This is a genomic window from Streptomyces sp. NPDC017056 (assembly GCF_044332485.1).
In the GTDB taxonomy this organism is placed as follows: domain Bacteria; phylum Actinomycetota; class Actinomycetes; order Streptomycetales; family Streptomycetaceae; genus Streptomyces.
The window spans coordinates 75895-97221 of record NZ_JBIRPD010000010.1; the positions used below are offsets into that span (position 1 = coordinate 75895).

The following is a 21327-nucleotide window of genomic DNA, read 5'->3' on the forward strand; positions in this document are numbered from 1 at the left end:
CGGTGCGTCCGGCGGCTGCGACACCAGCGGCCGGACGCACAACCGCCGTACCAAGCCGCCGTATCAAGTCGCCGTATCAAGTCGCCGGCCGAGCGTCCCATCGCGCGCCGATCACGATCTCCGTACCGAACGGGTCCGTCACCCGCGCCTGCCGCACGTACACCGTGTCCTCCGGCTCGGACGCCGTCCCCCCTGCCGCCACCGCCCGTGCCACCGCCGCGTCCGTGTCCGCGACCTCGAACAGCGTCGCCCAGCCCGCGTCCCCGGCGGCCGGGTCGCCCATGATGCCGCCGATCTCGTGCCCGTCCGGGCGGCGCAGGAAGGTGAAGTCGACGTCCGGCATGTCCGGGTTGCCGTCCAGCGTGTAGCCGAACACCGCCGCGTAGAACGCGCGGGCCGGACCGGGGTCCGGCGCCACCAGGTCGTTGCGTACGAGAGTGCCGGGCTCGTTGACGACCTCGCAGCCGACGTGGGCGCGGCCCTGCCAGAGCCCGAACTGCGCCCCCACGGTGTCGACGGCCACCGCCGCCCGCCCGTAGTCCCGGATGTCCGCCGGCCCCCACAGCACCCGGCCGCCCGCGTCGGCGATCCGCTTGGCCGTGCCGTCACAGTCGTCGGTCGCCATGTACATCGTCCACGGGCCGCCCGACGCGTCCGGCACCTCCCGGAGCCCCGCCGCGCGGCGCCCGCCCACCAGCCCGACCGCGTACCGCGCCCCCGCGTCCGTCGTCTCCGTCTCGTACGTCCACCCGAACAGCGCCCCGTAGAAGTCCATGGCGCGGTCGAGGTCGGAAACGGCCAGCTCGATCCAGGTGGGCGTTCCCTCAGGCTGGTTTCCGGTGACACGACTCATGACGTGCTCCTCGCGGTACGGGGCGGCCGGGGTGGCCGCGCGGGCCGGTACCCCGGACGCTAGGCGCCGTGGAGGACAGGATGTGTCCTAGAGGGGGACGCAATCGAACCGCCGCCGAATTGCCCCGGCAAAATTCAGCCAACATCATGAGTCAGCCAACACCATGTGCCGTGTGGTCCCCGCCCGCCCTCGCCTTTCAGGCCCGACCGGAAATGACGTACCGATGCTCCGTTCCCTGCGGGTCGCAGCGCTCGCCATGGCCGCCACGTGCACGTTGCTGAGCGGTTGCGACGGTACGGGGGAGGCGAAGAGCGCCGGGAGCGCACGGGCCGTCAGTGCTCCCGAGCGGGTGTGGACCGGTAAGACGCCGCCGGAACCCCTCGGGCCGCCGAACTCCGCCGGCAGACCGACCCCGCTGCGGTCGATGCCGCGCGTACCGTCCGGCGACATCCACGAGGTCGCGCCGCTCACCATCGCCCGGGCGGCGGCGGAGCCGATGAGCGGTGACGACGAAACCGCGAAGAACATCAAGGCGTGCCGGGCCATCGGCCAGAAAGCGTGCGCCGTACAGGCGCCGCACTACCGCGACCTGAACGGCGACGGCAAGGACGAGCTGCTGCTCGCCATCGAGACGAGCGGCAGCTGGATCTCCCTGTGGGCCTTCACCGTCAAGGACGGAGTGATTACCCAGATCCTGGGCGTCTCGGAGCGCGCGCGGTCGGTCGAGTTGGCGGGCCGCGACGTGATCGTGTGGGAGCCGGTCGACACGGGCGGCTACGACCTGCGCCGGGTCTTCTCCTGGGACGAGCGGCTACAGGCCCTGAACGAAAGGGTCACCGAGTACGTGGAATCCGGGTCCGACCCTAAGAAATGAGCCGCAGGAAGTCCGCCCACGCGGCCGGGGGCACGGCGAGGGCCGGTCCGGTCGCGTTCTTGGAGTCGCGTATGTGGATGGTGGTGGGGGTCGCGGCGACTTCGACGCAGTTGGTGTCGGCGGATTGTTCGCTGCTGTAACTGGACTTACGCCAGGCCAGGGCGACGTTCATCATTCACCTGCCAGTCTTTCGATCAGGGCCAGGGACTTCGCCGGCGAGAGTGCCTGAGCACGAATGGCACCGTACTGCTCAACGTACTGAACGGACTCGACCGGCCTGGTGAGCAACTTACCCTTCCCCTCCAAGTCGAAGTAGACGCTCCTCCGCCCGTCGGGGGAGGACAGCAACTGCAGCGAACCTTCGAGCCCAGAGTGCGTCTCCACGTTCGTGGGCATCACTTGCAGCGTGACGTGATTCAGGGCGCGGACGGTCTCCAGGACGTGGAGCAGAGCCCTCTTGAGGACTTGCCTTCCTCCGAGCGGCCGTTCCAACGCCGCCTGCTCGACCACGAAACTCACAGTAGGGGCCGGGTCCCGGAGAAGCACGGGCTGCCTGTCCAGCCGCCTCCGCATCAAGCGTTCGACCTCGTCGTCGCTGAAGGCCGGTACCCGTGACCGGAACAGCGCGCGCATGTAGTCGGGAGCCTGAAGCAGCCCAGGCAGCACCGTGTCCACGTACCCGCCGAGACTCAGCGCCTCAGCTTCCAGCAGTCGCCACTCCAGGTACTGCGCACGGCTGGATTCCTGCTCCATCAGTTTCACGCACGTCTCCAACACCCCGCCGGCCGCCATATGCCGGTCGGCGTCGATCAGGAAACCGGCGCTCGGGATGCGCTCCCCTCGCTCGTACGCCCCCTCCAGCGACTCGGAGACGTGCGTCTCGCCGGCCAGCCGCTTCTGCGTCATGCCTGCGCGCTGACGGAAATGCTTGATGAGCCCTCCGACGTGCTCCCGTGCCGGAGACGGCTCCATCCAAACAGCCACGATGACCAACCCCTCCCTACAACCAGCCTTGTGGACCCCTCTTCTCTGGTGACGCTACGCACACGTGCCGACCATTGAAGCCATGACGACCGAAAACCACCCCCAAGAGCCGCGCCTCCTCCCCTGGGCCAGTCAGGACGGCAAGCCCTGCTACCTCATCGGCGATGATCGGGGTCCCGTGACCGACCTCGCCGACGGGTTGGAGGAGTTGCAACTGTCCATGGCCGTGCAGCTCTTGGACCACTCTCGCGCCGCCCTCAACCGGCCCGAGCCGCCCGCCCCCACCGAACTGCTCTTCATCACCAACCGGCTCACCGAGTCGCTCAGCGACGCCGTACGCGTGGCCGACAGCCGGGGCCGCAGGCTGGATCAGGCCCTTCACGCACCGTGAACACGACAAGCCGACGCGGATTTATACATGCGTCATAGACAAGCGTATAAGACACTCGTATAGTCGTGGCATGACTTCGACGACGCCTCACGCCCACCACCGCCCCCACCACCCCCGTGCCCTCATCTCCGGCGCCGGCATCGGCGGCCCGGCCCTCGCGTACTGGCTGCACCGCTACGGCTATGCCGTCACCGTGGTCGAGCGGGCCCCCGCCCTGCGGACCGGCGGCTACAAGGTGGACATCCGGGGCGTCGCGGTCGAGGCCGCGGAGCGGATGGGCGTACTGGCGGACATCCGGCGCGCCAGTACGGACATGCGGACCGGTGCGTACGTGAACGGCGGCGGGCGGCGTGTCGCCACGCTGCCCGCCGACATCTTCGGCGCGCGCGTGGACGGCGACGACGAGATCATGCGCGGCGACCTGACCCGCATTCTGTACGAGCGCACGCTCGGCGACGTGGAGTACGTCTTCGGCGACTCGATCAGCTCACTCGCCGACGACGGCACGGGGGTCGACGTCACCTTCGAACGCGGGACACCGCGCCGTTTCGACCTCGTCGTCGGCGCGGACGGCCTGCACTCCAACGTCCGCCGCCTCGCCTTCGGTGACGAGTCCCGCTATCTGCGCCACATCGGCGCGTACATATCGTCGTTCAGCGTGCCGGACGAACTGGCATCGGCGCGCGAGGAGTTGTACCACATGGCGCCCGGCAGGCTCGTATGCGCCTACAGGGCAGCCGGCGACTCCGGCGCCAAGGCGTGGCTCAGCTTCCGCTCGCCCAGGCTGGACTTCGACCACCGCGACGCGGCCGCACAACGAAAACTGCTGGCGGAGGCGTTCGAGGGCGTCGGCTGGCAGGTGCCCCGGCTCCTCGACGCGTCCCGCACCGACGACGACTTCTACTTCGACGGGCTGCACCTGATCGAGATGGCCCGCTGGTCGCACGGGCGCGTGGTGCTGCTGGGCGACGCCGCGCACTGCGCGTCACCCGCGTCCGGGCAGGGTACGGGGATGGCGCTGGTGGGCGCGTACGTACTCGCCGGGGAACTGGCCGCGGCGGGCGGCGATCCGCGTACGGCCTTCGCGCGCTACGAGGCCGAGATGCGCCCGTACGTCACGGTGAACCAGCGGATGGCGGAGAAGTTCGTACCGCAGATGACGCCTGGCAGTTGGGGGGCAATCCGCTTCCGGCACGTGATGATGCGGATGCTGCCGCACATGCCGTGGAAGAACTACGTCGTGAAGAAGCTCGCCGAGGACGTGCAGCGCTGCGCCAAGGCGATCACGCTCAAGCCGTACGCCGTCCCTGCCCGCATTCCGGCCTGACCTGCCTTCCGCCGCCGCCCTCGCGGTTTAGGCTGCCGGGCATGGTCGATCACCCAGTGGACCCGGCAGACACCTCCGGCGAACGCTTCCGCTCCCTCCTCCGCTCCCTCCGCGTCTGGGACTCCGAACTGCCCGCCATCGACCCCGACCCCGCACACGCCCCGGCCCACCCGCTGCCCCTCTTCCGGCAGTGGCTGCGGGAGGCCGCGGAGGCGGGCGTACCCGAGCCGCACACCATGTCCCTCGCCACGGCGGACGCGGACGGCGACCCGAACGTACGCACCGTGATGCTCCACGACGCCGACGAGCACGGCTGGCACTTCGCCACCCACCGCGGCAGCCGCAAGGGCCGCGACCTGGCCGCCCGCCCGCGCGCCGCCCTCGGCTTCTACTGGCCCGCCCTCGGCCGCCAGGTCCGCGTCCGCGGCCGGGTCACCGAGGCCGGGCCCGAGGAGAGCGCGGGCGACCTCCACCGCCGCTCGCCCGGCGCCCTGGCCGCCGCCCTGGTAGGCCACCAGAGCGAGGTACTCGCCTCGTACGCGGACCTGGAACGCGCCTCGGCCGCGGCCTGGGCCCGCGCCCAGCGCGAACCGGACGCCCCGGTCCCCAGCTGGACCCTGTACGTCCTGGTCCCCGACGAAGTCGAGTTCTTCCAGGGCGACGCCCGGCGCCGCCACGTACGCATCAACTACCGCTACCGCGAGGACGACGGAGCTTGGGCGCGCGAACTCCTCTGGCCGTAGCCCCTCTGGGCGTAGCCCCACTGGGCGTAGCCCTTCTGGCCGTAGCCCCACTGGGCTTAACGCGTCGCCTGCTTACAACCACCGCTTGGCTGCCTCCACGCTGTCGCCGACCTTGGAGTTGAATGCGATCGCAGCCCTCGGCGCGTGCTGCCGGACCAGGTTCACGACCTGCTCGAAGAACGTCAGCAGCGCCTCGGGCTTACGTATCCCGCCGCCGATGACCACCACGTCCCAGTCGCGCTCGGCCAGCGCGGCGACGATCTTTCCCTCCGCCGACCCGTCCAGCGCCAGCAACGCCACGGAAGCCTCGATGCCGTGCTCGGCGAACCGGGCCATCTCCGCGTCGAGAGCCGCGCCGATGAAGTCCCCGTCCAGCTGGGGAACGGTGTGCGGGTCGACGCCGAGGACAAGAGCAGTAGCCATGACCGTTGAACGTACCGACAGATCACTTGAGTTCCCGCCCGCGCGGGCTCGGATCTACGGCTTCCCGGCCGGGGACGACGCCCCCGTAGTGGTTCAGTCCAGGACCGCGGTGGCTTCGACCTCGACCAGGTGGTGGGGGACGGCCAGCGCCGCGACGCCCAGCAGCGAGGCGGGCGGTGTCGGGGTGCTTCCGAGCTTCGCGGCCGCCCGGGAGATCCCCTCCAGGAGCGCGGGCATCTTGTCGGCGGTCCAGTCGACGACGTAGACGGTCAGTTTCGCCACGTCGTCGAAGGAACCTCCGGCCGCGGCAAGGGCGGTGGCGACGTTCAGGTAACACTGCTCGACCTGGGCGGTGAGGTCGCCTTCGCCGACCGTGCCCCCCTCGGCGTCGGTGGCGACCTGCCCGGCGACGAAGACCAGCTTCGACCCGGATGCGATCGACACCTGGTGGTAGACGCCGACTTCCGGCAGTCCGTCGGAGTTCACCAAGGTGATGGCCATGCTGCCCGCCTTCCACGGCGCGTGAAGCCGCGCCTTCGATCTCTTGTGGTTACTCGGAAACCGTAGGAGAGTGGCCGCTGACGTGGAAGAACGCACTTTTCAGTGACTGAGGAACCTTATGGTGACCGAGCAGATCGAGGAATCGCCCGAGGAAACGGACCCGACGCGTGCGGACTCCCTGACACGGGAGATCTTCTCGGACATCGCCAACAAGTGGGCGCTTCTGATCGTCGAGGCCCTGGGCGACGGCACGCTGCGCTTCGGCGAGTTGCGGAACGCGATCGAAGGCATCAGCCACAAGATGCTCACCCAGAACCTGCGCATGCTGGAACGCAACGGCCTGGTCGTGCGCACCGTGCACCCCACCGTGCCGCCGCGGGTCGAGTACACCCTCACCGAACCGGCCCAAGCTCTACGGGAGACGACCCACGGCATGTGCGAATGGACCCGCCGGCACCTCGGCCACATCGAGGCTTCCCGCCGGGCCTTCGACGCCTGAGGGGCCAGGTCCGTGGCATGCCGTCCCCCTTCAGGCGGGGCGGAACACCGGCACGGTGAACGCAGACGCATCCTGCTCCTGCCCGCCCCCTTGCCCCCCTCGCCTACGGAAGTGGACCCGTAACGCCATCCCGATCCGCAGGTCCCCCTCCGCGCAATCGACGATCTCCGTCATCATGCGCGGTCCCTCGGCCAGGTCCACGACCGCGGCGACGTACGGCACGCGCCCGCCGAACGGCGGCAGGTCGTTACGGTGCACCACCGACCACGTGTAGAGCGCGGCCCGGCCGCTCGCCTGCTCCCACACCACGTCTTCGCTCCAGCAACGCGGGCAGAACTCGCGCGGGTAGTGATGCGCCACACCACAGCCGTCGGCACGGCAGCGGCGCACCAGCAGGCACCCCCGCGCCGCCGCGTCCCAGTAGGCGCGGCTGAACGCGTCGGCCTCGGGCACGTCGAACCCCGGCCCGGCGTACGGCACACCTGCAGCCCGCTGCTCCGGCCCCATACCGAACCACCCCTCCCCATTGTCAAGGCGTTCGCTGACGGGCAGTCAGTTCAACCGAACTTGGCCGGGATACGCAAGAGCAGAGCGCGTAACGAGCCGTCCACCGGCGACACGCGACGGTGCCGCGGCTACCCTCACCGGCATGCCGGACGTCGCAGCGCACGCCAGCTCCTCCGCATCCAGCACACCGCCCGCCGCCGTCCCGCCCGTCCACGTCGTCGGGGGCGGGCCGGGCGGACTCGCCACCGCCGCCGCCCTGGGCGCGTACGGCGTACGCGCGGTCATCCTGGAAAAGGCCGACGCGGTGGGCGCCTCCTGGCGCGGCCACTACGACCGTCTGCGACTGCACACCACGCGCCGCCTATCCGGCCTGCCGGGCCTCGCGATCCCACGCGCGTACGGGCGGTGGGTCGCGCGCGACGACGTGGTGCGCTACCTGGAGGAGTACGCCGAACACCACCGACTCGAAGTCGCCACGGGCGTCGAGGTGCGGCGCATCGACCGTACGGCGGACGGCGGCTGGGTCCTGCACGCCAACGGCGGACGCGAACTCGCCGCCCGTACGGTCGTGATCGCCACCGGCTACAACCACACCCCGCACCTCCCCGCCTGGCCGGGCCGCGACAGCTACCCCGGCCAACTCCTCCACGCCGGCGACTACCGCAACCCCGGCCCGTACGCGGGCAAGGACGTCCTGGTCGTCGGCACCGGCAACACGGGGGCCGAGATCGCCGTCGACCTGGCGGAGGGCGGCGCGGCGCGGGTACGGCTGGCGGTCCGCACCGCTCCGCACATCGTGCGCCGCTCGACGGCGGGCTGGCCGTCCCAGGCCACCGGCATCCTCGTCCGCCGCCTGCCGCCACGCGCGGTGGACCGGGCGGCGCACGTGCTGCGCCGCCTGTCCGTGCCGGACCTGTCGGCGTACGGCCTGCCCATGCCGGACACCGGGCTGTACAGCCGGGTCCTGGAGGGAGCCATCCCCGTCCAGGACGTGGGGCTGATCGACGCCGTACGGCGCGGGGCGGTCCGGCCGGTCGCGGCGGTGGCGTCCTTCGACGGCGGCATCGTGCGCCTCGCGGACGGCGACGCGATCGAACCGGACGTCGTCATCGCCGCCACGGGCTACCGGCGCGGCCTGGACGCCCTCGTCGGGCACCTGGACCTGATCGACACCCGCGGCCGCCCGCGCGTCCACGGCCCCCGCACCGTGCCTTACGCGCCCGGCCTGCACTTCACCGGCTACACCAACCCGATCAGCGGCATGTTCCGCGAACTCGCCCGCGACGCCCGCCGCATAGCCCGCACCATCGCGGCCACACACGCCGAACAGGCGGCGACGGTACCGGGGTAACGGCACCCCAGGCCGGGGCGACGGCATCCCGCGCCGGGGCGACGACACCCACGCTGGGGTTACGGCACCCCGCGCCGGGGCGACGGCACCCATGCCGGGGTGACCCACGCTGGGGTGACGGCAACCAGGCCGGGGCGACGGCACCCCACGCCGGGTGACGGTACGGCCGCCGGCGCGCGGCTTTCTCTCCCTCCCCCCCCCGCCCACCCACCCCCTCCACCTCCGAGATTTCGCTAGCCGACGACCGACGCTTCCTTAGACGAGGGCCGAGGCTTCGTTAGGCGACGGCCGAGGTTGCGGCTGCCGACAATCGAGGTCTCGGCTGCCGACGGCTGAGGTTTCGGTTGTCGGACCGTTCCTGACTTGGCGTCAGGTCGCTTAACCTGACTGTGCGTCAGTTACATCCGCCGTCACACGGGAGCGGGCGTCAGCGATGCTTGGATCGACTCACGGCACCCTTACCACTCACTCCAGCCCGGCGCGCGCGGTGGCCTGCGGGGAGACTCCGCCGCTGACCGTTCACGGTACGGCCGCCGACCTCGACGTCAGCGGGCGTCCGCTGTACGCCCCCGTCCCCGACCTGGACCGGTTCTTCCGGCCCGGGGCGGTCGCGGTCGTCGGCGCGTCCGACCGTGCGGGCCGCCCCAACACCGGCATCACCCGGCAGCTCATGGCGTGGGCCCAGCGCGTCGGTGCCCGCCTGTACCCGGTCAACCCGGGCCGCGGCAGCGTCTTCGGCCTGCCCTGTCACACCTCCGTCTCCGACCTGCCCGAGCAGGTCGATCTCGCCGTACTGCTGGTCGCCGATCCGCTACCGGTCATCGAGGAGCTCGGCGACGCCAAGGTCAGGTTCGCGGTCGCCTTCGCCTCCGGCTTCGCCGAGACCGGGGCGGCCGGCGCCGCCGCCCAGGGCCGGCTCGCCGAGGCCGTGGCCCGTACCGGCGTCCGGCTGCTCGGTCCGAACACCAACCTCAACGCCTTCGAGTCGTTCCGCGAGGACCTCGAAGGGCCCGCGATCGCCCTGATCACGCAGTCAGGCCACCAGGGCCGCCCCGTCTTCGCCCTCCAGGAGCTGGGTATCCGCCTTTCCCACTGGGCACCGACCGGCAACGAGGCCGATCTGGAGACCGCCGACTTCCTCTCCTACTTCGCCTCCCGTCCCGAGGTCGGCGCCATCGCCGCGTATGTGGAAGGGCTCAAGGACGGCCGCAGCTTCCTGCTCGCCGCCGACCGCGCGGCCCGCAACAAGGTGCCGGTCGTCGCCGTCAAGGTCGGCCGCACCGAGGCCGGTGCCCGTACCGCCGCCTCGCACACCGGCAAGCTCACCGGCGCCGACGCGGTGGTGGACGCGGCCATGCGGCAGTTCGGTGTGATCCGGGTGGACGGTCTGGACGAGCTGCAGGACACCGCGGCCCTGCTCGCCCGCGCCCGCACCCCCACCGCCGACGGCGTCGCCGTCTATTCGATATCCGGGGGCACCGGCGCCCACTTCGCGGACCTGGCGACGGCCGCCGGGCTTCGGCTGCCCGCGCTCGGCCGGGCGAAGCAGGACGAGCTGCACCAGTGGATCCCGGACTATCTGAACGTCGCCAACCCCATCGACAACGGCGGCCACCCGGTCGGCGACCAGCGCGGCCGGAAGATCATCGATGCGGTCCTCGCCGACCCCTCCGTCGGCGTACTGATCTGCCCGATCACCGGCCCCTTCCCGCCGATGAGCGACAAGCTGGCGCAGGACCTCGTGGACGCGGCGGAGGAGACGGACAAGCTGGTGTGCGTGGTGTGGGGCTCGCCGGTCGGCACCGAGGACGCCTACCGGCGCACCCTCCTGGGCTCCGCGCGCGTGGCGACCTTCCGCACCTTCGCCAACTGCGTCACGGCCGTCCGCGCCTACCTCGGCCACCACCGCTTCACCGCCGCCTACCGCTCTCCCTTCGACGAAGCCCCGCGTGCCCTGTCCCCCTCCGCGCGCAAGGCGCAGGAGCTGATACGACCGGGCAGGCAGCTCAGCGAGCACGCGGCGAAGCAGCTGCTGCGCGCGTACGGGATACGGGTGGCGCGCGAGCAGCTGGTGACCAGCGCGGCGGCGGCCGTGCGCGCCGCCGGCCTGGTCGGCTACCCCGTCGTCATGAAGGCGTCCGCGCCGCAGCTCGCCCACAAGACGGAACTCGGCCTGGTCAAGATCGGGCTGACCTCCGCGAGCCAGGTCAGGGACGCCTACCGCGAGCTGACCGACACCGCCCGTTACGAGGGCATCGAAACGGACGGCGTGCTCGTCTGCCAGCTGGTCGACCGGGGCGTGGAGATGGTCGTGGGCATCACGCCGGACCGCGTCTTCGGCCCGACCGTGACGGTCGGGCTGGGCGGGGTGCTCGTCGAGGTCCTGCGGGACGCCGCCGTCGGCGTGCCGCCCTTCGGCGAGGACCGGGCGCGCGCGATGCTCGGCGAGCTGCGCGGGCACGCCCTGCTGGACGGCGTGCGCGGCGCGCCGCCGGCCGATGTGGACGCACTGGTCGAGGTCGTCCTGCGCGTCCAGCGCATGGCGCTGGAACTGGACGGCCGGCTGGCCGAGTTGGAGATCAATCCGCTGCTGGTGCTGCCGAGCGGGCAGGGCGCGGTCGCTCTCGACGCGCTGGCCGTCTGCCACTGACCGTACGACCGTCCCCGCGACCCTCCGTGCGACCGACCGCACCGCCATCCGTGCGACCGACCACACAGCTTGGAGCTGCTTCGTCATGACGTCCACCCCCGTTTCCCCCGGTGCCGAAGCCGAAGCCGCGACCACTGACTCATTGATACTCCACACCACTGACAACGCCGTGCTGTGGATCACTCTCAACCGCCCAGCCTCGCTCAACGCTCTCACCCGTGACCAGCGCGAACGCCTCATCACCCGGCTCGGCGAAGCCTCCGCCGACCCGGACGTACGGGCCGTTGTGATCACGGCGACGGGCCGGGGTTTCTGCGCGGGGGCCGATCTGCGCGGCGGAGCCGCGGCACAGCCGGCCGAGCGCGTCGCGGGCGACGTGGCCCGGATGATCCGGTGCGGCGCCCAGCGCCTGGTCTCCGCCGTCCTGGACTGCGAGAAGCCGGTGCTCGCCGCCGTCAACGGCACCGCCGCCGGGCTCGGCGCGCACCTCGCCCTCGCCTGTGACCTGGTGCTGGCGGCGGAGTCCGCCACGTTCACGGAGGTGTTCGCGCGCCGCGGCCTCGTGCCGGACGGCGGCGGCGCGTACCTCCTGCCCCGGCTCGTCGGCCCGCAGCGCGCCAAGGAACTGCTCTTCTTCGGCGACGCCGTACCGGCGGCCGACGCCGAACGGATGGGCCTGGTCAACCGGGTCGTACCGGACGCCGACCTGGAGGAGACCGCGCGGGACTGGGCGCAGCGGCTGGCCGCCGGGCCGACCCGGGCCCTCGCCCTCACCAAACAGCTCGTCAACGCCTCCCTGGACGCCGACCGCGGTACGGCGTTCGCCGCCGAGGCCACGGCGCAGGAGATCAATATGACGACGGCGGACGCGCGGGAGGGCGTCGCGTCCTTCGTGGAGCGCCGACGGCCGGTGTTCCGGGGACGGTGAACCCGAGTACGCCGGGGACGGTGAACCCGAGTACGCCGGGGCCGGTGAGCCCCGGTACACCGGCGGCATTGGACTACAGGCGTCCGTCCGAGGCTTCACATCTGACGGAGCGTCAGCTTCAATGGAAGGCATGATGGGACACGCGGGCATGGCAGCTGCCGCGGTGCGCTACCTCCGATCGGTCGGCGCGCCCACCACCGCCGCCCCGACCACCGCCACGCCAGCCACTGCCGCCACGCCGCGCCCCGCCCTCAGGGCCGTACGGGAGGACGAGCGGGCGCCGCTCGACCCGGCCGTCTTCCGTGCCGTGCTGGGCCACTTCGCCAGCGGTGTCACCGTCGTCACCGCGCCCGCGCAAGGCCCGGCGGACTCCCCGGCGGGCTTCGCCTGCCAGTCCTTCGCCTCGCTCTCCCTGGATCCGCCGCTGGTGGCGTTCATGGTGGCCCGTACGTCCACGACCTGGCCGCGGATCGCCCGCGCCGGCGTCTTCTGCGTCAACGTCCTCGGCGCGGGGCAGGAGGAGCTGTGCCGCGCCTTCGCGGTCAGCGGCGCCGACAAGTTCGCGGGCGTCACGCACACGCCCGCGCCGGTCACCGGCTCGCCGCGGCTGGCCGGCGTACCCGCCTGGATCGACTGCGCGGTCCATGCCGTGCACACCGGCGGCGACCACCTCATCGTCGTGGGCAGGGTCGCCGCCCTCGGTACGGACCCCGACGCCGCCGAGGCCGGCCCCCTGCTCTTCCACCGGGGCACCTTCGGCCGCTTCAGCGCATAGCCGTCGGGAAGGCCGCCGGCGCTGGCGGGAACCAGCGGACTTCCGGCACTTTTGCCGCTGTTGACCGGGTGGTGCCGTTCATAGGGTTCTGACATTGCCCACGCCATCGCCCACGGCAACGCCCACGGCATCGCCCACGAAAGAAAAGGCGACTCATATGTCTGACCCGTGTACCGCACCCCTGCCGACGACTGTAGCCGGAATTCGTATTCCCGACACCGAGGTGGCCCGAAAGGCAGCGGTGTTGGCGCGGGAGGTGTCCGGCGTCACGCTCTTCAACCACGTCATGCGGACGTATCTGTACGGCGCTCTGCTGTTCGACCGGCGGGGCGTCCGCTACGACCGCGAATTGGCGTTCGTGGCCGCGCTCCTGCACGACCTCGGGCTGGTCGAGACCTACCAGACCCCGGACGAACGCTTCGAAGTCGACGGCGCCGACGCCGCCCGACGGTTCCTGCGGGAACAGCGCATGCCCGCCGAACGGGTGGAGGTCGTCTGGGACGCGATCGCCCTGCACACGAGCGTCGGCATCGCGACCAGGAAAAGGCCGGAGATCGCCATGATTTCCCTCGGCTCCGGAATGGACTTCGCGGGCAACGACCTCCAGCAGATCCCGTCCGACGCTCTCGCGGCAATACTGACCGCATTTCCCCGGGAAGGCTTCAAGCAGGGCGCCCTCGACAACATAATGGCGCTGTGCCGCAACAAGCCCATGTCGGTGCTTATGCACCCGTTCGCCGAAGTCGGCCGCCGTCACCTCACGGACTTCCCGGTACCCACCGTGGAGGACCTGCTGCTCGCCGCGCCTTTCGACGAATGACCGCGTAATCACCGCGGAAAATGACCGCGGAATCCGGCCCGGGCCGCCTCCTACCGTCTAGAAGACCAGCACCGCCCTGGCCACCCGCCCCCGCCGCGCGTCCTCCACCGCCTTCGGGAACTCCTCCACCGGGTACGTGCGGGTCACCAACTCGTCGAGCAGCAGGCGGCCTTCCCGGTAGAGCCTGGCGTACAGCGCGATGTCCCGCTGGGGGCGGGAGGAGCCGTAACGGCAGCCCAGGATCGCCTTGTCCAGATACATCGACGCGACCAGGAACGACGCCTCCGCGGTGGCCGGCGGTACGCCCAGCAGCACCGCCTGCCCGTGCCGGTCGAGCAGGTCCACCGCCTGCCGGATCAGCTTCGTGTCGCCCACGCACTCGAAGGTGTGGTCGGCACCGGTCGGCAGCACGGACCGTACGGCCGCGACGGCGTCCGGCACCGCCGACGCATCGACGAAGTGCGTCGCCCCGAAGCGGCGGGCCACCGCCTCCTTCTCCGGATTGACGTCCACGGCGACCCGCGCCGAAGCGCCGGCCAGCCGGGCGCCCTGGAGCACGTTCAGCCCGACGCCGCCCGTACCGAGCACCACCACCGTCTCGCCCTGGCCCACCTTCGCCCGGTTCAGGACGGCGCCGACCCCGGTCAGCACGCCGCAGCCGATCAATGCCGCCGACGTCAGCGGGATCTCCCGGTCGATCCGCACCGCCTGCACGGCCTTGACGACCGTGCGCTCGGCGAAGGCCGAGTTCGACGCGAAGGTGAACAGCTCCCGGCCGCGGTGCCAGAACGGCTTGCGGGGCATGCCGATGGCCTTGCGGCACATCGTCGGCCTGCCCCGGTCGCACTCCGCGCACGCACCGCAGTTGGCCAGCGTGGACAACGCGACATGATCTCCCGCCGCTACATGGGTGACCCCCTCCCCCACCTCCTCGACCACGCCCGCGCCCTCGTGCCCCAGCACCACGGGCACCGGATAAGGAATCGTCCCATCGACCACTGACATATCGCTGTGGCACAGCCCCGCCGCCCGGACGCCAACCAGCACCTCCCCCGGCCCGGGACCGCGAACCTCCAGGTCGGACACCATCTGAGGCTGCCCGCCGTCGAAGATGACGCCTCGCATCACCGCTCCCGCCCTCCGTCGAGGCCGAGCACCCGCCCGGCAATGATGGTGCGCTGGATCTCGTCCGAACCCCCGTAAATCGTCTCGGCGCGGCCGAACAGGAACCGGCGCTGTGCCGCGTCGAGCTCGTACGGGGCGTCCGCCGACCACTCCCCCGGGCCGGCCGCCGCTTCCGCGCCCCGTACCCGCATCGCCAGTTCGCCCAGCCGCTGGTGCCAGCCGGCCCACAGCAGCTTCGCCACACTGGCCGCGCCCGGATCACCGGCCGCGGGCCCGAGCGTGCGCAGCGCGTTCCACCGCATCACCCTCAGCTCGGCCCACAGCCGTACGAGCCGCTCCCGCAGCACCGGGTCCCGCGCCGCACCCGTGGCCACCGCCGCGTCGGCCAAGTCACGCAACTCGGCGGCGAAGGCGACCTGTTGGGTGAGGGTCGAGACTCCTCGCTCCAGCTCCAGCAGGCCCATGGCCACCCGCCACCCCGCCCCTGGGCCGCCCACCACGTGCTCGGCCCGCGCGACCGCGCCGTCGAAGAACACCTCGTTGAACTCGGCCGTCCCCGACATCTGCCGGATCGGCCGCACCTCGACACGCCCCGGCTGGTCCATCGGCACCAGCAGGAAGGACAGCCCCCGGTGCCGCCGCTCGTCCGTATCGGTCCTGGCCAGCACGAAACACCAGTCGGCCTCCCGCGCCAGCGAGGTCCAGACCTTCTGCCCGCTGATCCGGTAGACACCGCCGTCCCGCACCGCCACCGTGCGGACCGCCGCCAGGTCCGAACCCGCACCGGGCTCGCTGTAGCCCTGGCACCACAGCTCCGCACCGCGCGCGACGGGCGGCAGGAACCGCTCCCGCTGCGCCGCGTCCCCGTACGCGATCAGCGTCGGGGCCAGCAGGTTCTCGCCGATGTGCCCCACCCGCTCCGGCGCGCGCGCCCTGGCGTACTCCTCGCCCCACACCACTTGCCGTGTCAGCGAGGCCGCACGGTTTCCGTACGAGCCGTACGCACGGTCCCAGCCGATGCCGATCCACCCGCCGCTCCCCAACTCCCGCTCCCAGGCGCGCCGTACGGCAGGGTCGTCCCGCCCGGCCACCCACTCGTCCCCCAGATGCTCCGCCAGCCAGCAACGGGCCTCTTCCCGGAACAGCCCGTCTTCGGCATCGGCCGAGAAATCCACGGTCCGCCTCCCACCGAGATCAACCCCCGCTCACCTTTGGATTCCCCCTCCACGGGAGGGGGCGGGCCTGCGCGGCAGGCCGCCCCGGCCCGCGCAGCCCTACGCGTTGGGACGTTTGCCGCCGGCCGCGTCAGCGGCCATCCCCTCCACCCGTTCCAGCAACGGCATCGGGTCCACCCCCACTGCCCCCGGCAGGAAGTCGGCGATCTTCTCCGGCGTCCAGCCGCCCTCCGCGTACCCGGAGCGCAGCTCCCGCGGCTGGGCCCAGACCGCGATCTTCGGGCCGGCGACCGTGTAGACCTGCCCGGTGATCCGTTCCTGCTTGGCGCGGTCGCTGAGCAGGTAGACGACGAGGGCCGCCACGTCCTCCGGTTCCCCGATCTCCGTCAGCTCCGTCGGCACGTTGGCGGACATCCGGGTACGGGCCACCGGCGCCACCGCGTTGGCGGTCACGCCGTACCGGCTCAGGCCGAGCGCGGCGCTGCGCACCAGCGAGATGACGCCGCCCTTCGCGGCCGCGTAGTTGGCCTGGGAGACGCTGCCCTGGTGGTTGCCGCTGGTGAAGCCGACGAGGGTGCCGGACCGCTGCCGGCGCATCACCGCCGAGGCCGCGCGGAAGACGGTGAACGTGCCTTTCAGGTGGGTGGCGACGACCGGGTCCCACTCCTCCTCGGTCATGTTGAAGAGCATCCGTTCGCGCAGGATGCCGGCCACGCACACCACGCCGTCGATGCGCCCGTACCGGGTGAGCGCGGTGTCCACGACGCGCCGGCCGCCCGCCATCGTGGAGATGTCGTCGGCGACGGCGACCGCCTCGCCACCCGCCTGTTCGATCTCCTTGGCGACCGCCTCGGCGACCTCGCTGCTGGGCTCGGCGCCCGCGATCGACACCCCGTAGTCGTTGACGACCACCCGGGCGCCCTGCTGGGCGCAGGCCAGGGCCACCGCGCGCCCGATGCCGCGGCCGGCGCCCGTAACGGCGACGGCCTTGCCGGTCAAGAAGTTCCCCATGCCGCGCCCCTTCCCGGAGTTTCTGACGGCCCGTTAGATTTTTGGGCAGACCCGGGCCGAGCACAAGACCCGGCGCAGCCCGGAGCGCACCCCGCACCGATCCGAGGAGGGCCCATGCCGCTGCCCGCCGCGTTCCACGCCCTGGCCAAGCGGGTGAACAACTGGGGCCGCTGGGGCGCGGACGACGAGATCGGCACGCTGAACCTGCTGACGCCCGAGGTCGTACGGGAGGCCGCCGCCACCGTGCGCACCGGCCGCCGGGTGCCGCTCGCCCTGCCGCTGCGGCAGGACGGCGTGCAGACCGGCCTGGTCCCCGGCCGGATCAATCCGCTGCACACCCTGACCGCCATCAACCAGGAGATCTTCGGCCCTGGCACGGTCGCCGTCTCCGACAGCACCGTCACCATGGGCCTCCAGGCGGCCACCCACTGGGACGGCCTCACCCACGTCTCGCACTCGGGACGGCTGTACAACAACCGCCCCGCCGGCTCCGTCACCGCGCACGGCGGCGCCACCGCCCTGGGCGTCGAGAAGGCGCCCCCGATCGTGTCGCGCGGCGTCCTGCTCGACGTGGCCCGGGCCCGGAGCGACGACCGCGCCACCCCCGCCGGCCTGCCCGCCGATCACGCCGTGACCCCCGAAGACCTGGACGCGGCGGAGGAGTTGGCCGGTACGACAGTACGCTCCGGTGACATCGTGCTCGTCCGAACGGGGCAGGTGCGGCACTACCTGGCGGGCGACCGGGACGCGTACGCCTTCCCCTCGCCGGGGCTGTCGGTCCGTACACCCGAGTGGTTCCACGCGCGCGATGTCGCGGCCGTCGCCAACGACACCCTCACCTTCGAGATCTTCCCGCCGGAGATCGACGGCCTGTGGATGCCCGTCCACGCGCTGCACCTGGTGGAGATGGGCATGCTCCAGGGCCAGAACTGGAATCTGGAGGAGCTGGCGGCGGTCTGCGCCGAGGAGGGCCGGTATGCGTTCCTGCTCGCCGCGACGGCCGAGCCGTTCGTCGGCGGCACCGGCGCCCCGGTCGCTCCGGTGGCGGTTCTCTGAGCCGTGCCGCACAGGTGCTCCGAGCCGTACAGCATGAGCGCTCCGAGCCGCACCGCACGAGTGCTCGGATCCAGCCGGGTGGCGGCGCGCCCGTGCGCACCCCGAGCGTGGCACCGCGGACCGCCACCCGGCTACGGATGCGACCCGCACTCGTCGAGGCCCGGTACCCCGGCACCCTCGGCGTCCCCTCGCGGCAGATCGCTCCACCCCAGCGTGATCACGTGAACACGTCACGTCAACACCTGGTCTGGACTTTTCTCCCGGTTAGGCGCGGTTCGTGACGGCGCAGGGCGGTTCGTACGCGCCCAGCTCCGCGCCCGCGGCCAGCAGCATCGACTGGCCGCGGTCCACCTCGCACCAGATGCTCTTGCCGGCCCCCTCCGGCCGCCAGCCCCAGCGGTCCGCGAGCCCGTCCACCAGTTCCAGGCCGCGGCCGTTGGTGTCGTCGCCCTCGGCGTGCCGCTGGCGCGGCGCACGGGTACTGCGGTCCGCGACCTCGACCCGTACGGTGGCCACCACCGCACCGGCGCCGGAGAAGTACATCCGCAGCTCGGCGGGGGTCCCGGTATGCACGACCGCATTGGTGACCAGCTCGGAGATCAGCAGGATCAGCGTCTCGGCCAGGGGCTCGTCGACCCCTATGCCCGACCCGATCAGCCGCGACCTGGCCCACCTCCGGGCCCGCCCCACCTCCGCGGGGTCGGGCCGCACTTCCAACTGCACCTGAAGCACCTGCACCGCTCACACCATCCGAACCGGCGGACACATCGCCTCGCGCCTCCACGAGGTCACACTCCGTGACCCCGGTGAAGCACAGCATGGTTGACGTTCAGTCACCCCAACAAGCGCTTCGGGCATATTCCAGCGCAAGGGAGTATGCATGGTGCATACTGTGCGACGCGCTTTGCCGGGAGTCGAACAAGAGGGCATTCCCGCCCTCCTTCGGGGACGAGCGGAGCGCATTCGGTATCCCGGAGTCGTCACCACGACCCCAGCGGGACAGTTGCGCCTCAGAACCACTCGCACCCAACGGAGCGTACCCGAGCGCGGCGCCGACTCCCCCCTGTGACGAGTTACGCCTAGGACACAACCCGATATCGACCCTCTGTGACCGCTTATGTGTGCGGAATCCGACATTCCGCACAAGTTGCGCTACGAGGCGACATCGTCACCCAGAAGGTCCGCCGCGAGCGCTTCCTCCGCCTTTGCGGCGTTTTGCCACTGTTCAGCCCTCAACCATGCTCGTTTGAGATGCAGATGCACATCGGCCTCCCAGGTGAACCCCATGCCGCCGTGCACCTGGAGGCAGTCCCGGGCGTTGCGCACGGCGGCCTCGTCGGCGAGCAATTTCGCGCCAATTACTGCGCGTGACCGTTCGGTGAGCGAAGCCGCATATACGGCACATCGCGCTATCTCCACTCGTATCAGCATCTCGGCGCACAGATGTTTCACCGCCTGGAACGATCCGATCCGCGCGCCGAACTGCACCCGCCGCCCGGCGTGCTCCACGGCCGCCTCGACCGTACGGGCCGCGCTGCCCAACTGGAGCGCGGCGGTGAGCAGGGCGGCCTCGCGGCGCAGCTTCGGTACGTCGAGGGGGCGCGGCACCCGGCGCGGGAAGGCGGCCACGCGCGCGAGCGGCGTCAGCGGGTCGACCGAGCGGACGGGCTCCAGGACGGGCCAGGCCGGGTCGTTCCAGTACGCGCCCGGCTGCCCGGCGGCCCCTGCGCCGCCCCCCGCCGCCTCGTCCGCCATGCCCTCCGCCGCGCCCTCCGCTTCCTCAACCAAGATCAACTCGTCGCAGTCCCCCGGGTGTTCCCACAAGCGCCCGCCACCCGCCCCCACATCGCACAGCCCCACCACCCGCTCCCCGGTGGCCGCCCCCGGCACCGTGCCCGCGAGCAGGTGGCCCGCCACCAGCGGGCCCGGCAGCAGCGCCCGACCCGCCTCCTCGAAGACCAGCACCGCGTCGGGCAGCCCGAGCCCCACCCCGCCCGCCGCCTCCGGCAGCCGCAGCGCGAAGAACCCGGCCGCGCCCAGCTCGCGCCAGAGCGCGCGGTCGAGCGCCGGGTCCGCCACCGCCGCCCGCAGCCGGTCGCGGTCGAAGCGCCGTGCCAGCAGTTCGCGCGTTCCCGCCCGCAAGGCCCGTTGGTCGTCGGTCGGTCGCAGGTCCACGGCGTCCGCTCACCGTCCCTTCGGGAGGCCGAGCAGCCGCTCGGCGATGATGTCGCGCTGGATCTGCGACGTACCGGCCGCGATCGTGTACGAGAGGGACGCCAGCCGGTCCGCCGTCCACTCCCGGTCCGCGTCCAGCGCGCCCGCGGGGCCCAGCACGCCGGCGGCCGCGTCGTACAGCTCCTGGCGGGCCTGCGAGTAGCGCAGCTTGAACACCGAGCCGCCCGCGCCGGGTGCCCCGCCTGCCTGCCCCGCGGCGCCGACGTTCCACTGGATGAGCCGCCACAGCGCGGTGAACTCGGCGTTCAGCCGGCCCAGCCGGCGGCGCAGCACCGCGTCGTCCCAGCGCCCGTTCGCCCGTGCGGTTCGCGCCAGCGCGCCGAGCGTACGGCGGCAGGCGACGACCTCGCCGGCGAAGGCGGTGCCGCGTTCGAAGGACAGCGTGACCATGGTGACGCGCCAGCCGTCGTGCTCGGCGCCGACCCGGTTGGCGGCCGGCACCCGCACCTCGTCGAGGAAGACCGAGGCGAACTCGTCCGTGCCGGCGAGGGTGCGCAGCGGCCGTACGGTGATCCCCGGGGCGTCCATGGGCATCGCGAGCCACGAGATCCCCCGGTGCCTGGGCGCCTCCGGATCCGTACGCACCAGCAACTCGCACCAGTCGGCGACCTGCGCGTGCGAGGTCCAGATCTTCTGCCCGGTGATCACGTAGTCGTCGCCGTCGCGTACCGCGCGCGTCCGCAGGGAGGCGAGGTCGGAGCCCGCTTCCGGCTCGCTGAAGCCCTGGCACCAGACCTCGTCGCCGCGCAGGATGGGCGGCAGCCAGCGCTCGCGCTGCGCGGCCGTGCCCTCCGCTGCGATGGTCGGCCCGGCGTGCAGCAGCCCGACGAAGTTGGCGCCCACGTAGGGCGCACCGGCCCGTTCGGTCTCCTCCAGGAAGATCAGCCGCAGGGTCGGCGAGGCGTCCCAGTGCAGGGCGCCGTACCCGGCGTCGTACAGCCGCCGCTGCCAGCCGAGGTCGTACGCGCGCCGGCCGGGCCAGTCCAGCGGGTCGGGCCGCGGCGGCAGCCCCGGCAGCGCCTTGGCGAGCCACTCCCGCAGCCGCGCCCGGAACTCCTCCTCCTCGGGCGTGTACGCCAGGTCCATCAGCGGGCGCCCA

23 protein-coding genes are annotated in these 21327 nt (G+C 71.8%); 11 read left to right on the forward strand and 12 right to left on the reverse strand.

Annotation, left to right across the window (positions count from 1 at the left end):
• Nucleotides 1–76 precede the first annotated feature (76 nt).
• Nucleotides 77–853 carry a VOC family protein gene (locus ACH4OW_RS19415; RefSeq protein ID WP_398029189.1) on the reverse strand — a complete coding sequence of 259 codons (777 nt, stop codon included), beginning with the start codon at nucleotides 851–853 and terminating at the stop codon, nucleotides 77–79.
• A gap of 223 nt (nucleotides 854–1076) precedes the next feature.
• On the opposite strand from ACH4OW_RS19415, the gene ACH4OW_RS19420 reads away from it, so the two are divergent.
• Nucleotides 1077–1727 carry a hypothetical protein gene (locus ACH4OW_RS19420; protein WP_398029191.1) on the forward strand — a complete coding sequence of 217 codons (651 nt, stop codon included), beginning with the start codon at nucleotides 1077–1079 and terminating at the stop codon, nucleotides 1725–1727.
• Here the strand turns inward: ACH4OW_RS19420 and ACH4OW_RS19425 are convergent.
• The gene (locus ACH4OW_RS19425; RefSeq protein ID WP_360124295.1) at nucleotides 1717–1902 is read right to left on the reverse strand and encodes a DUF397 domain-containing protein; all 186 of its coding nucleotides are present in this window, start codon (nucleotides 1900–1902) and stop codon (nucleotides 1717–1719) included. The genes ACH4OW_RS19420 and ACH4OW_RS19425 overlap by 11 nt on opposite strands.
• A complete protein-coding gene (locus ACH4OW_RS19430; RefSeq protein ID WP_360124994.1) occupies nucleotides 1899–2699 on the reverse strand; it encodes a helix-turn-helix transcriptional regulator in 801 nt (266 codons plus the stop codon). Before ACH4OW_RS19430 ends, ACH4OW_RS19425 begins: the two co-directional genes overlap by 4 nt.
• A 94-nt stretch (nucleotides 2700–2793) precedes the next feature.
• Here ACH4OW_RS19430 and ACH4OW_RS19435 point away from each other — a divergent pair, with 94 nt between their 5' ends.
• From ACH4OW_RS19435 to ACH4OW_RS19445, 3 genes are all read left to right on the forward strand, one after another.
• Nucleotides 2794–3102 carry a hypothetical protein gene (locus tag ACH4OW_RS19435; RefSeq protein WP_398029193.1) on the forward strand — a complete coding sequence of 103 codons (309 nt, stop codon included), beginning with the start codon at nucleotides 2794–2796 and terminating at the stop codon, nucleotides 3100–3102.
• A 70-nt stretch (nucleotides 3103–3172) separates the two neighbouring features.
• Complete coding sequence (locus ACH4OW_RS19440; protein ID WP_398029195.1) at nucleotides 3173–4429, forward strand: FAD-dependent monooxygenase; 1257 nt, start codon at nucleotides 3173–3175, stop codon at nucleotides 4427–4429.
• 41 nt (nucleotides 4430–4470) lie between these two features.
• Nucleotides 4471–5172, forward strand: coding sequence for a pyridoxal 5'-phosphate synthase (locus ACH4OW_RS19445; protein ID WP_398029197.1), 702 nt, complete (start codon nucleotides 4471–4473; stop codon nucleotides 5170–5172).
• Nucleotides 5173–5244: 72 nt separating this feature from the next.
• Here the strand turns inward: ACH4OW_RS19445 and ACH4OW_RS19450 are convergent, their stop codons facing one another.
• Nucleotides 5245–5595: a hypothetical protein gene (locus ACH4OW_RS19450; RefSeq protein WP_360124307.1), complete on the reverse strand. Its 351-nt coding sequence runs from the start codon at nucleotides 5593–5595 to the stop codon at nucleotides 5245–5247.
• 93 nt (nucleotides 5596–5688) lie between these two features.
• Nucleotides 5689–6096: a RidA family protein gene (locus tag ACH4OW_RS19455; protein WP_360124310.1), complete on the reverse strand. Its 408-nt coding sequence runs from the start codon at nucleotides 6094–6096 to the stop codon at nucleotides 5689–5691.
• A gap of 118 nt (nucleotides 6097–6214) precedes the next feature.
• Between ACH4OW_RS19455 and ACH4OW_RS19460 the strand changes: the two genes are divergently transcribed.
• Nucleotides 6215–6595, forward strand: coding sequence for a helix-turn-helix domain-containing protein (locus ACH4OW_RS19460; RefSeq protein ID WP_360124313.1), 381 nt, complete (start codon nucleotides 6215–6217; stop codon nucleotides 6593–6595).
• A 30-nt stretch (nucleotides 6596–6625) separates the two neighbouring features.
• Here the strand turns inward: ACH4OW_RS19460 and ACH4OW_RS19465 are convergent, their stop codons facing one another.
• Nucleotides 6626–7102, reverse strand: coding sequence for a Zn-ribbon domain-containing OB-fold protein (locus tag ACH4OW_RS19465; RefSeq protein WP_398029200.1), 477 nt, complete (start codon nucleotides 7100–7102; stop codon nucleotides 6626–6628).
• A gap of 142 nt (nucleotides 7103–7244) precedes the next feature.
• Between ACH4OW_RS19465 and ACH4OW_RS19470 the strand changes: the two genes are divergently transcribed.
• The 5 genes from ACH4OW_RS19470 to ACH4OW_RS19490 all read left to right on the forward strand — a co-directional run bounded on the left by ACH4OW_RS19470 (nucleotide 7245) and on the right by ACH4OW_RS19490 (nucleotide 13626).
• Nucleotides 7245–8453, forward strand: a complete 1209-nt coding sequence (locus tag ACH4OW_RS19470; protein ID WP_398029202.1) for a flavin-containing monooxygenase — start codon at nucleotides 7245–7247, stop codon at nucleotides 8451–8453.
• Nucleotides 8454–8886: 433 nt separating this feature from the next.
• Nucleotides 8887–11103 (forward strand): acetate--CoA ligase family protein, encoded by a 2217-nt coding sequence (locus ACH4OW_RS19475; RefSeq protein WP_398029203.1) that lies wholly within the window; start codon nucleotides 8887–8889, stop codon nucleotides 11101–11103.
• 85 nt (nucleotides 11104–11188) lie between these two features.
• The gene (locus tag ACH4OW_RS19480; RefSeq protein WP_360124325.1) at nucleotides 11189–12031 is read left to right on the forward strand and encodes an enoyl-CoA hydratase-related protein; all 843 of its coding nucleotides are present in this window, start codon (nucleotides 11189–11191) and stop codon (nucleotides 12029–12031) included.
• Nucleotides 12032–12152: 121 nt separating this feature from the next.
• Nucleotides 12153–12806, forward strand: a complete 654-nt coding sequence (locus ACH4OW_RS19485) for a flavin reductase family protein (protein ID WP_398029205.1) — start codon at nucleotides 12153–12155, stop codon at nucleotides 12804–12806.
• Between the two features lie 157 nt (nucleotides 12807–12963).
• Entirely contained in the window at nucleotides 12964–13626 is a 663-nt protein-coding gene (locus tag ACH4OW_RS19490) for an HD domain-containing protein (RefSeq protein ID WP_398029207.1), read from the forward strand.
• A 57-nt stretch (nucleotides 13627–13683) separates the two neighbouring features.
• Here ACH4OW_RS19490 and ACH4OW_RS19495 read toward each other — a convergent pair whose 3' ends face one another.
• The 3 genes from ACH4OW_RS19495 to ACH4OW_RS19505 form a co-directional block, all read right to left on the reverse strand.
• The gene (locus ACH4OW_RS19495; RefSeq protein WP_398029209.1) at nucleotides 13684–14751 is read right to left on the reverse strand and encodes an alcohol dehydrogenase catalytic domain-containing protein; all 1068 of its coding nucleotides are present in this window, start codon (nucleotides 14749–14751) and stop codon (nucleotides 13684–13686) included.
• Complete coding sequence (locus ACH4OW_RS19500) at nucleotides 14751–15926, reverse strand: acyl-CoA dehydrogenase family protein (RefSeq protein WP_398029211.1); 1176 nt, start codon at nucleotides 15924–15926, stop codon at nucleotides 14751–14753. Before ACH4OW_RS19500 ends, ACH4OW_RS19495 begins: the two co-directional genes overlap by 1 nt.
• 99 nt (nucleotides 15927–16025) lie before the next feature.
• Nucleotides 16026–16937, reverse strand: a complete 912-nt coding sequence (locus ACH4OW_RS19505; protein ID WP_360124340.1) for an SDR family oxidoreductase — start codon at nucleotides 16935–16937, stop codon at nucleotides 16026–16028.
• A 114-nt stretch (nucleotides 16938–17051) separates the two neighbouring features.
• Between ACH4OW_RS19505 and ACH4OW_RS19510 the strand changes: the two genes are divergently transcribed.
• A complete protein-coding gene (locus ACH4OW_RS19510) occupies nucleotides 17052–17993 on the forward strand; it encodes a cyclase family protein (RefSeq protein WP_360124343.1) in 942 nt (313 codons plus the stop codon).
• 264 nt (nucleotides 17994–18257) lie between these two features.
• Here ACH4OW_RS19510 and ACH4OW_RS19515 read toward each other — a convergent pair whose 3' ends face one another.
• The 3 genes from ACH4OW_RS19515 to ACH4OW_RS19525 form a co-directional block, all read right to left on the reverse strand.
• Entirely contained in the window at nucleotides 18258–18731 is a 474-nt protein-coding gene (locus ACH4OW_RS19515) for an ATP-binding protein (RefSeq protein ID WP_360124346.1), read from the reverse strand.
• Between the two features lie 414 nt (nucleotides 18732–19145).
• Nucleotides 19146–20168 carry an acyl-CoA dehydrogenase family protein gene (locus ACH4OW_RS19520; RefSeq protein WP_398029214.1) on the reverse strand — a complete coding sequence of 341 codons (1023 nt, stop codon included), beginning with the start codon at nucleotides 20166–20168 and terminating at the stop codon, nucleotides 19146–19148.
• A 9-nt stretch (nucleotides 20169–20177) separates the two neighbouring features.
• The gene (locus ACH4OW_RS19525; protein WP_398029216.1) at nucleotides 20178–21314 is read right to left on the reverse strand and encodes an acyl-CoA dehydrogenase family protein; all 1137 of its coding nucleotides are present in this window, start codon (nucleotides 21312–21314) and stop codon (nucleotides 20178–20180) included.
• Nucleotides 21315–21327: the final 13 nt, after the last annotated feature.

Excerpts from the sequence above, each read along its gene's own strand:
- ACH4OW_RS19415 (WP_398029189.1), bottom strand. The coding sequence starts at position 853 with ATGAGTCGTGTCACCGGAAACCAGCCTGAGGGAACGCCCACCTGGATC.
- ACH4OW_RS19420 (WP_398029191.1), top strand. The coding sequence starts at position 1,077 with ATGCTCCGTTCCCTGCGGGTCGCAGCGCTCGCCATGGCCGCCACGTGC.
- ACH4OW_RS19425 (WP_360124295.1), bottom strand. The coding sequence starts at position 1,902 with ATGATGAACGTCGCCCTGGCCTGGCGTAAGTCCAGTTACAGCAGCGAA.
- ACH4OW_RS19430 (WP_360124994.1), bottom strand. The coding sequence starts at position 2,699 with ATGGAGCCGTCTCCGGCACGGGAGCACGTCGGAGGGCTCATCAAGCAT.
- ACH4OW_RS19435 (WP_398029193.1), top strand. The coding sequence starts at position 2,794 with ATGACGACCGAAAACCACCCCCAAGAGCCGCGCCTCCTCCCCTGGGCC.
- ACH4OW_RS19440 (WP_398029195.1), top strand. The coding sequence starts at position 3,173 with ATGACTTCGACGACGCCTCACGCCCACCACCGCCCCCACCACCCCCGT.
- ACH4OW_RS19445 (WP_398029197.1), top strand. The coding sequence starts at position 4,471 with ATGGTCGATCACCCAGTGGACCCGGCAGACACCTCCGGCGAACGCTTC.
- ACH4OW_RS19450 (WP_360124307.1), bottom strand. The coding sequence starts at position 5,595 with ATGGCTACTGCTCTTGTCCTCGGCGTCGACCCGCACACCGTTCCCCAG.
- ACH4OW_RS19455 (WP_360124310.1), bottom strand. The coding sequence starts at position 6,096 with ATGGCCATCACCTTGGTGAACTCCGACGGACTGCCGGAAGTCGGCGTC.
- ACH4OW_RS19460 (WP_360124313.1), top strand. The coding sequence starts at position 6,215 with ATGGTGACCGAGCAGATCGAGGAATCGCCCGAGGAAACGGACCCGACG.
- ACH4OW_RS19465 (WP_398029200.1), bottom strand. The coding sequence starts at position 7,102 with ATGGGGCCGGAGCAGCGGGCTGCAGGTGTGCCGTACGCCGGGCCGGGG.
- ACH4OW_RS19470 (WP_398029202.1), top strand. The coding sequence starts at position 7,245 with ATGCCGGACGTCGCAGCGCACGCCAGCTCCTCCGCATCCAGCACACCG.
- ACH4OW_RS19475 (WP_398029203.1), top strand. The coding sequence starts at position 8,887 with ATGCTTGGATCGACTCACGGCACCCTTACCACTCACTCCAGCCCGGCG.
- ACH4OW_RS19480 (WP_360124325.1), top strand. The coding sequence starts at position 11,189 with ATGACGTCCACCCCCGTTTCCCCCGGTGCCGAAGCCGAAGCCGCGACC.
- ACH4OW_RS19485 (WP_398029205.1), top strand. The coding sequence starts at position 12,153 with ATGGAAGGCATGATGGGACACGCGGGCATGGCAGCTGCCGCGGTGCGC.
- ACH4OW_RS19490 (WP_398029207.1), top strand. The coding sequence starts at position 12,964 with ATGTCTGACCCGTGTACCGCACCCCTGCCGACGACTGTAGCCGGAATT.
- ACH4OW_RS19495 (WP_398029209.1), bottom strand. The coding sequence starts at position 14,751 with ATGCGAGGCGTCATCTTCGACGGCGGGCAGCCTCAGATGGTGTCCGAC.
- ACH4OW_RS19505 (WP_360124340.1), bottom strand. The coding sequence starts at position 16,937 with ATGGGGAACTTCTTGACCGGCAAGGCCGTCGCCGTTACGGGCGCCGGC.
- ACH4OW_RS19510 (WP_360124343.1), top strand. The coding sequence starts at position 17,052 with ATGCCGCTGCCCGCCGCGTTCCACGCCCTGGCCAAGCGGGTGAACAAC.
- ACH4OW_RS19525 (WP_398029216.1), bottom strand. The coding sequence starts at position 21,314 with ATGGACCTGGCGTACACGCCCGAGGAGGAGGAGTTCCGGGCGCGGCTG.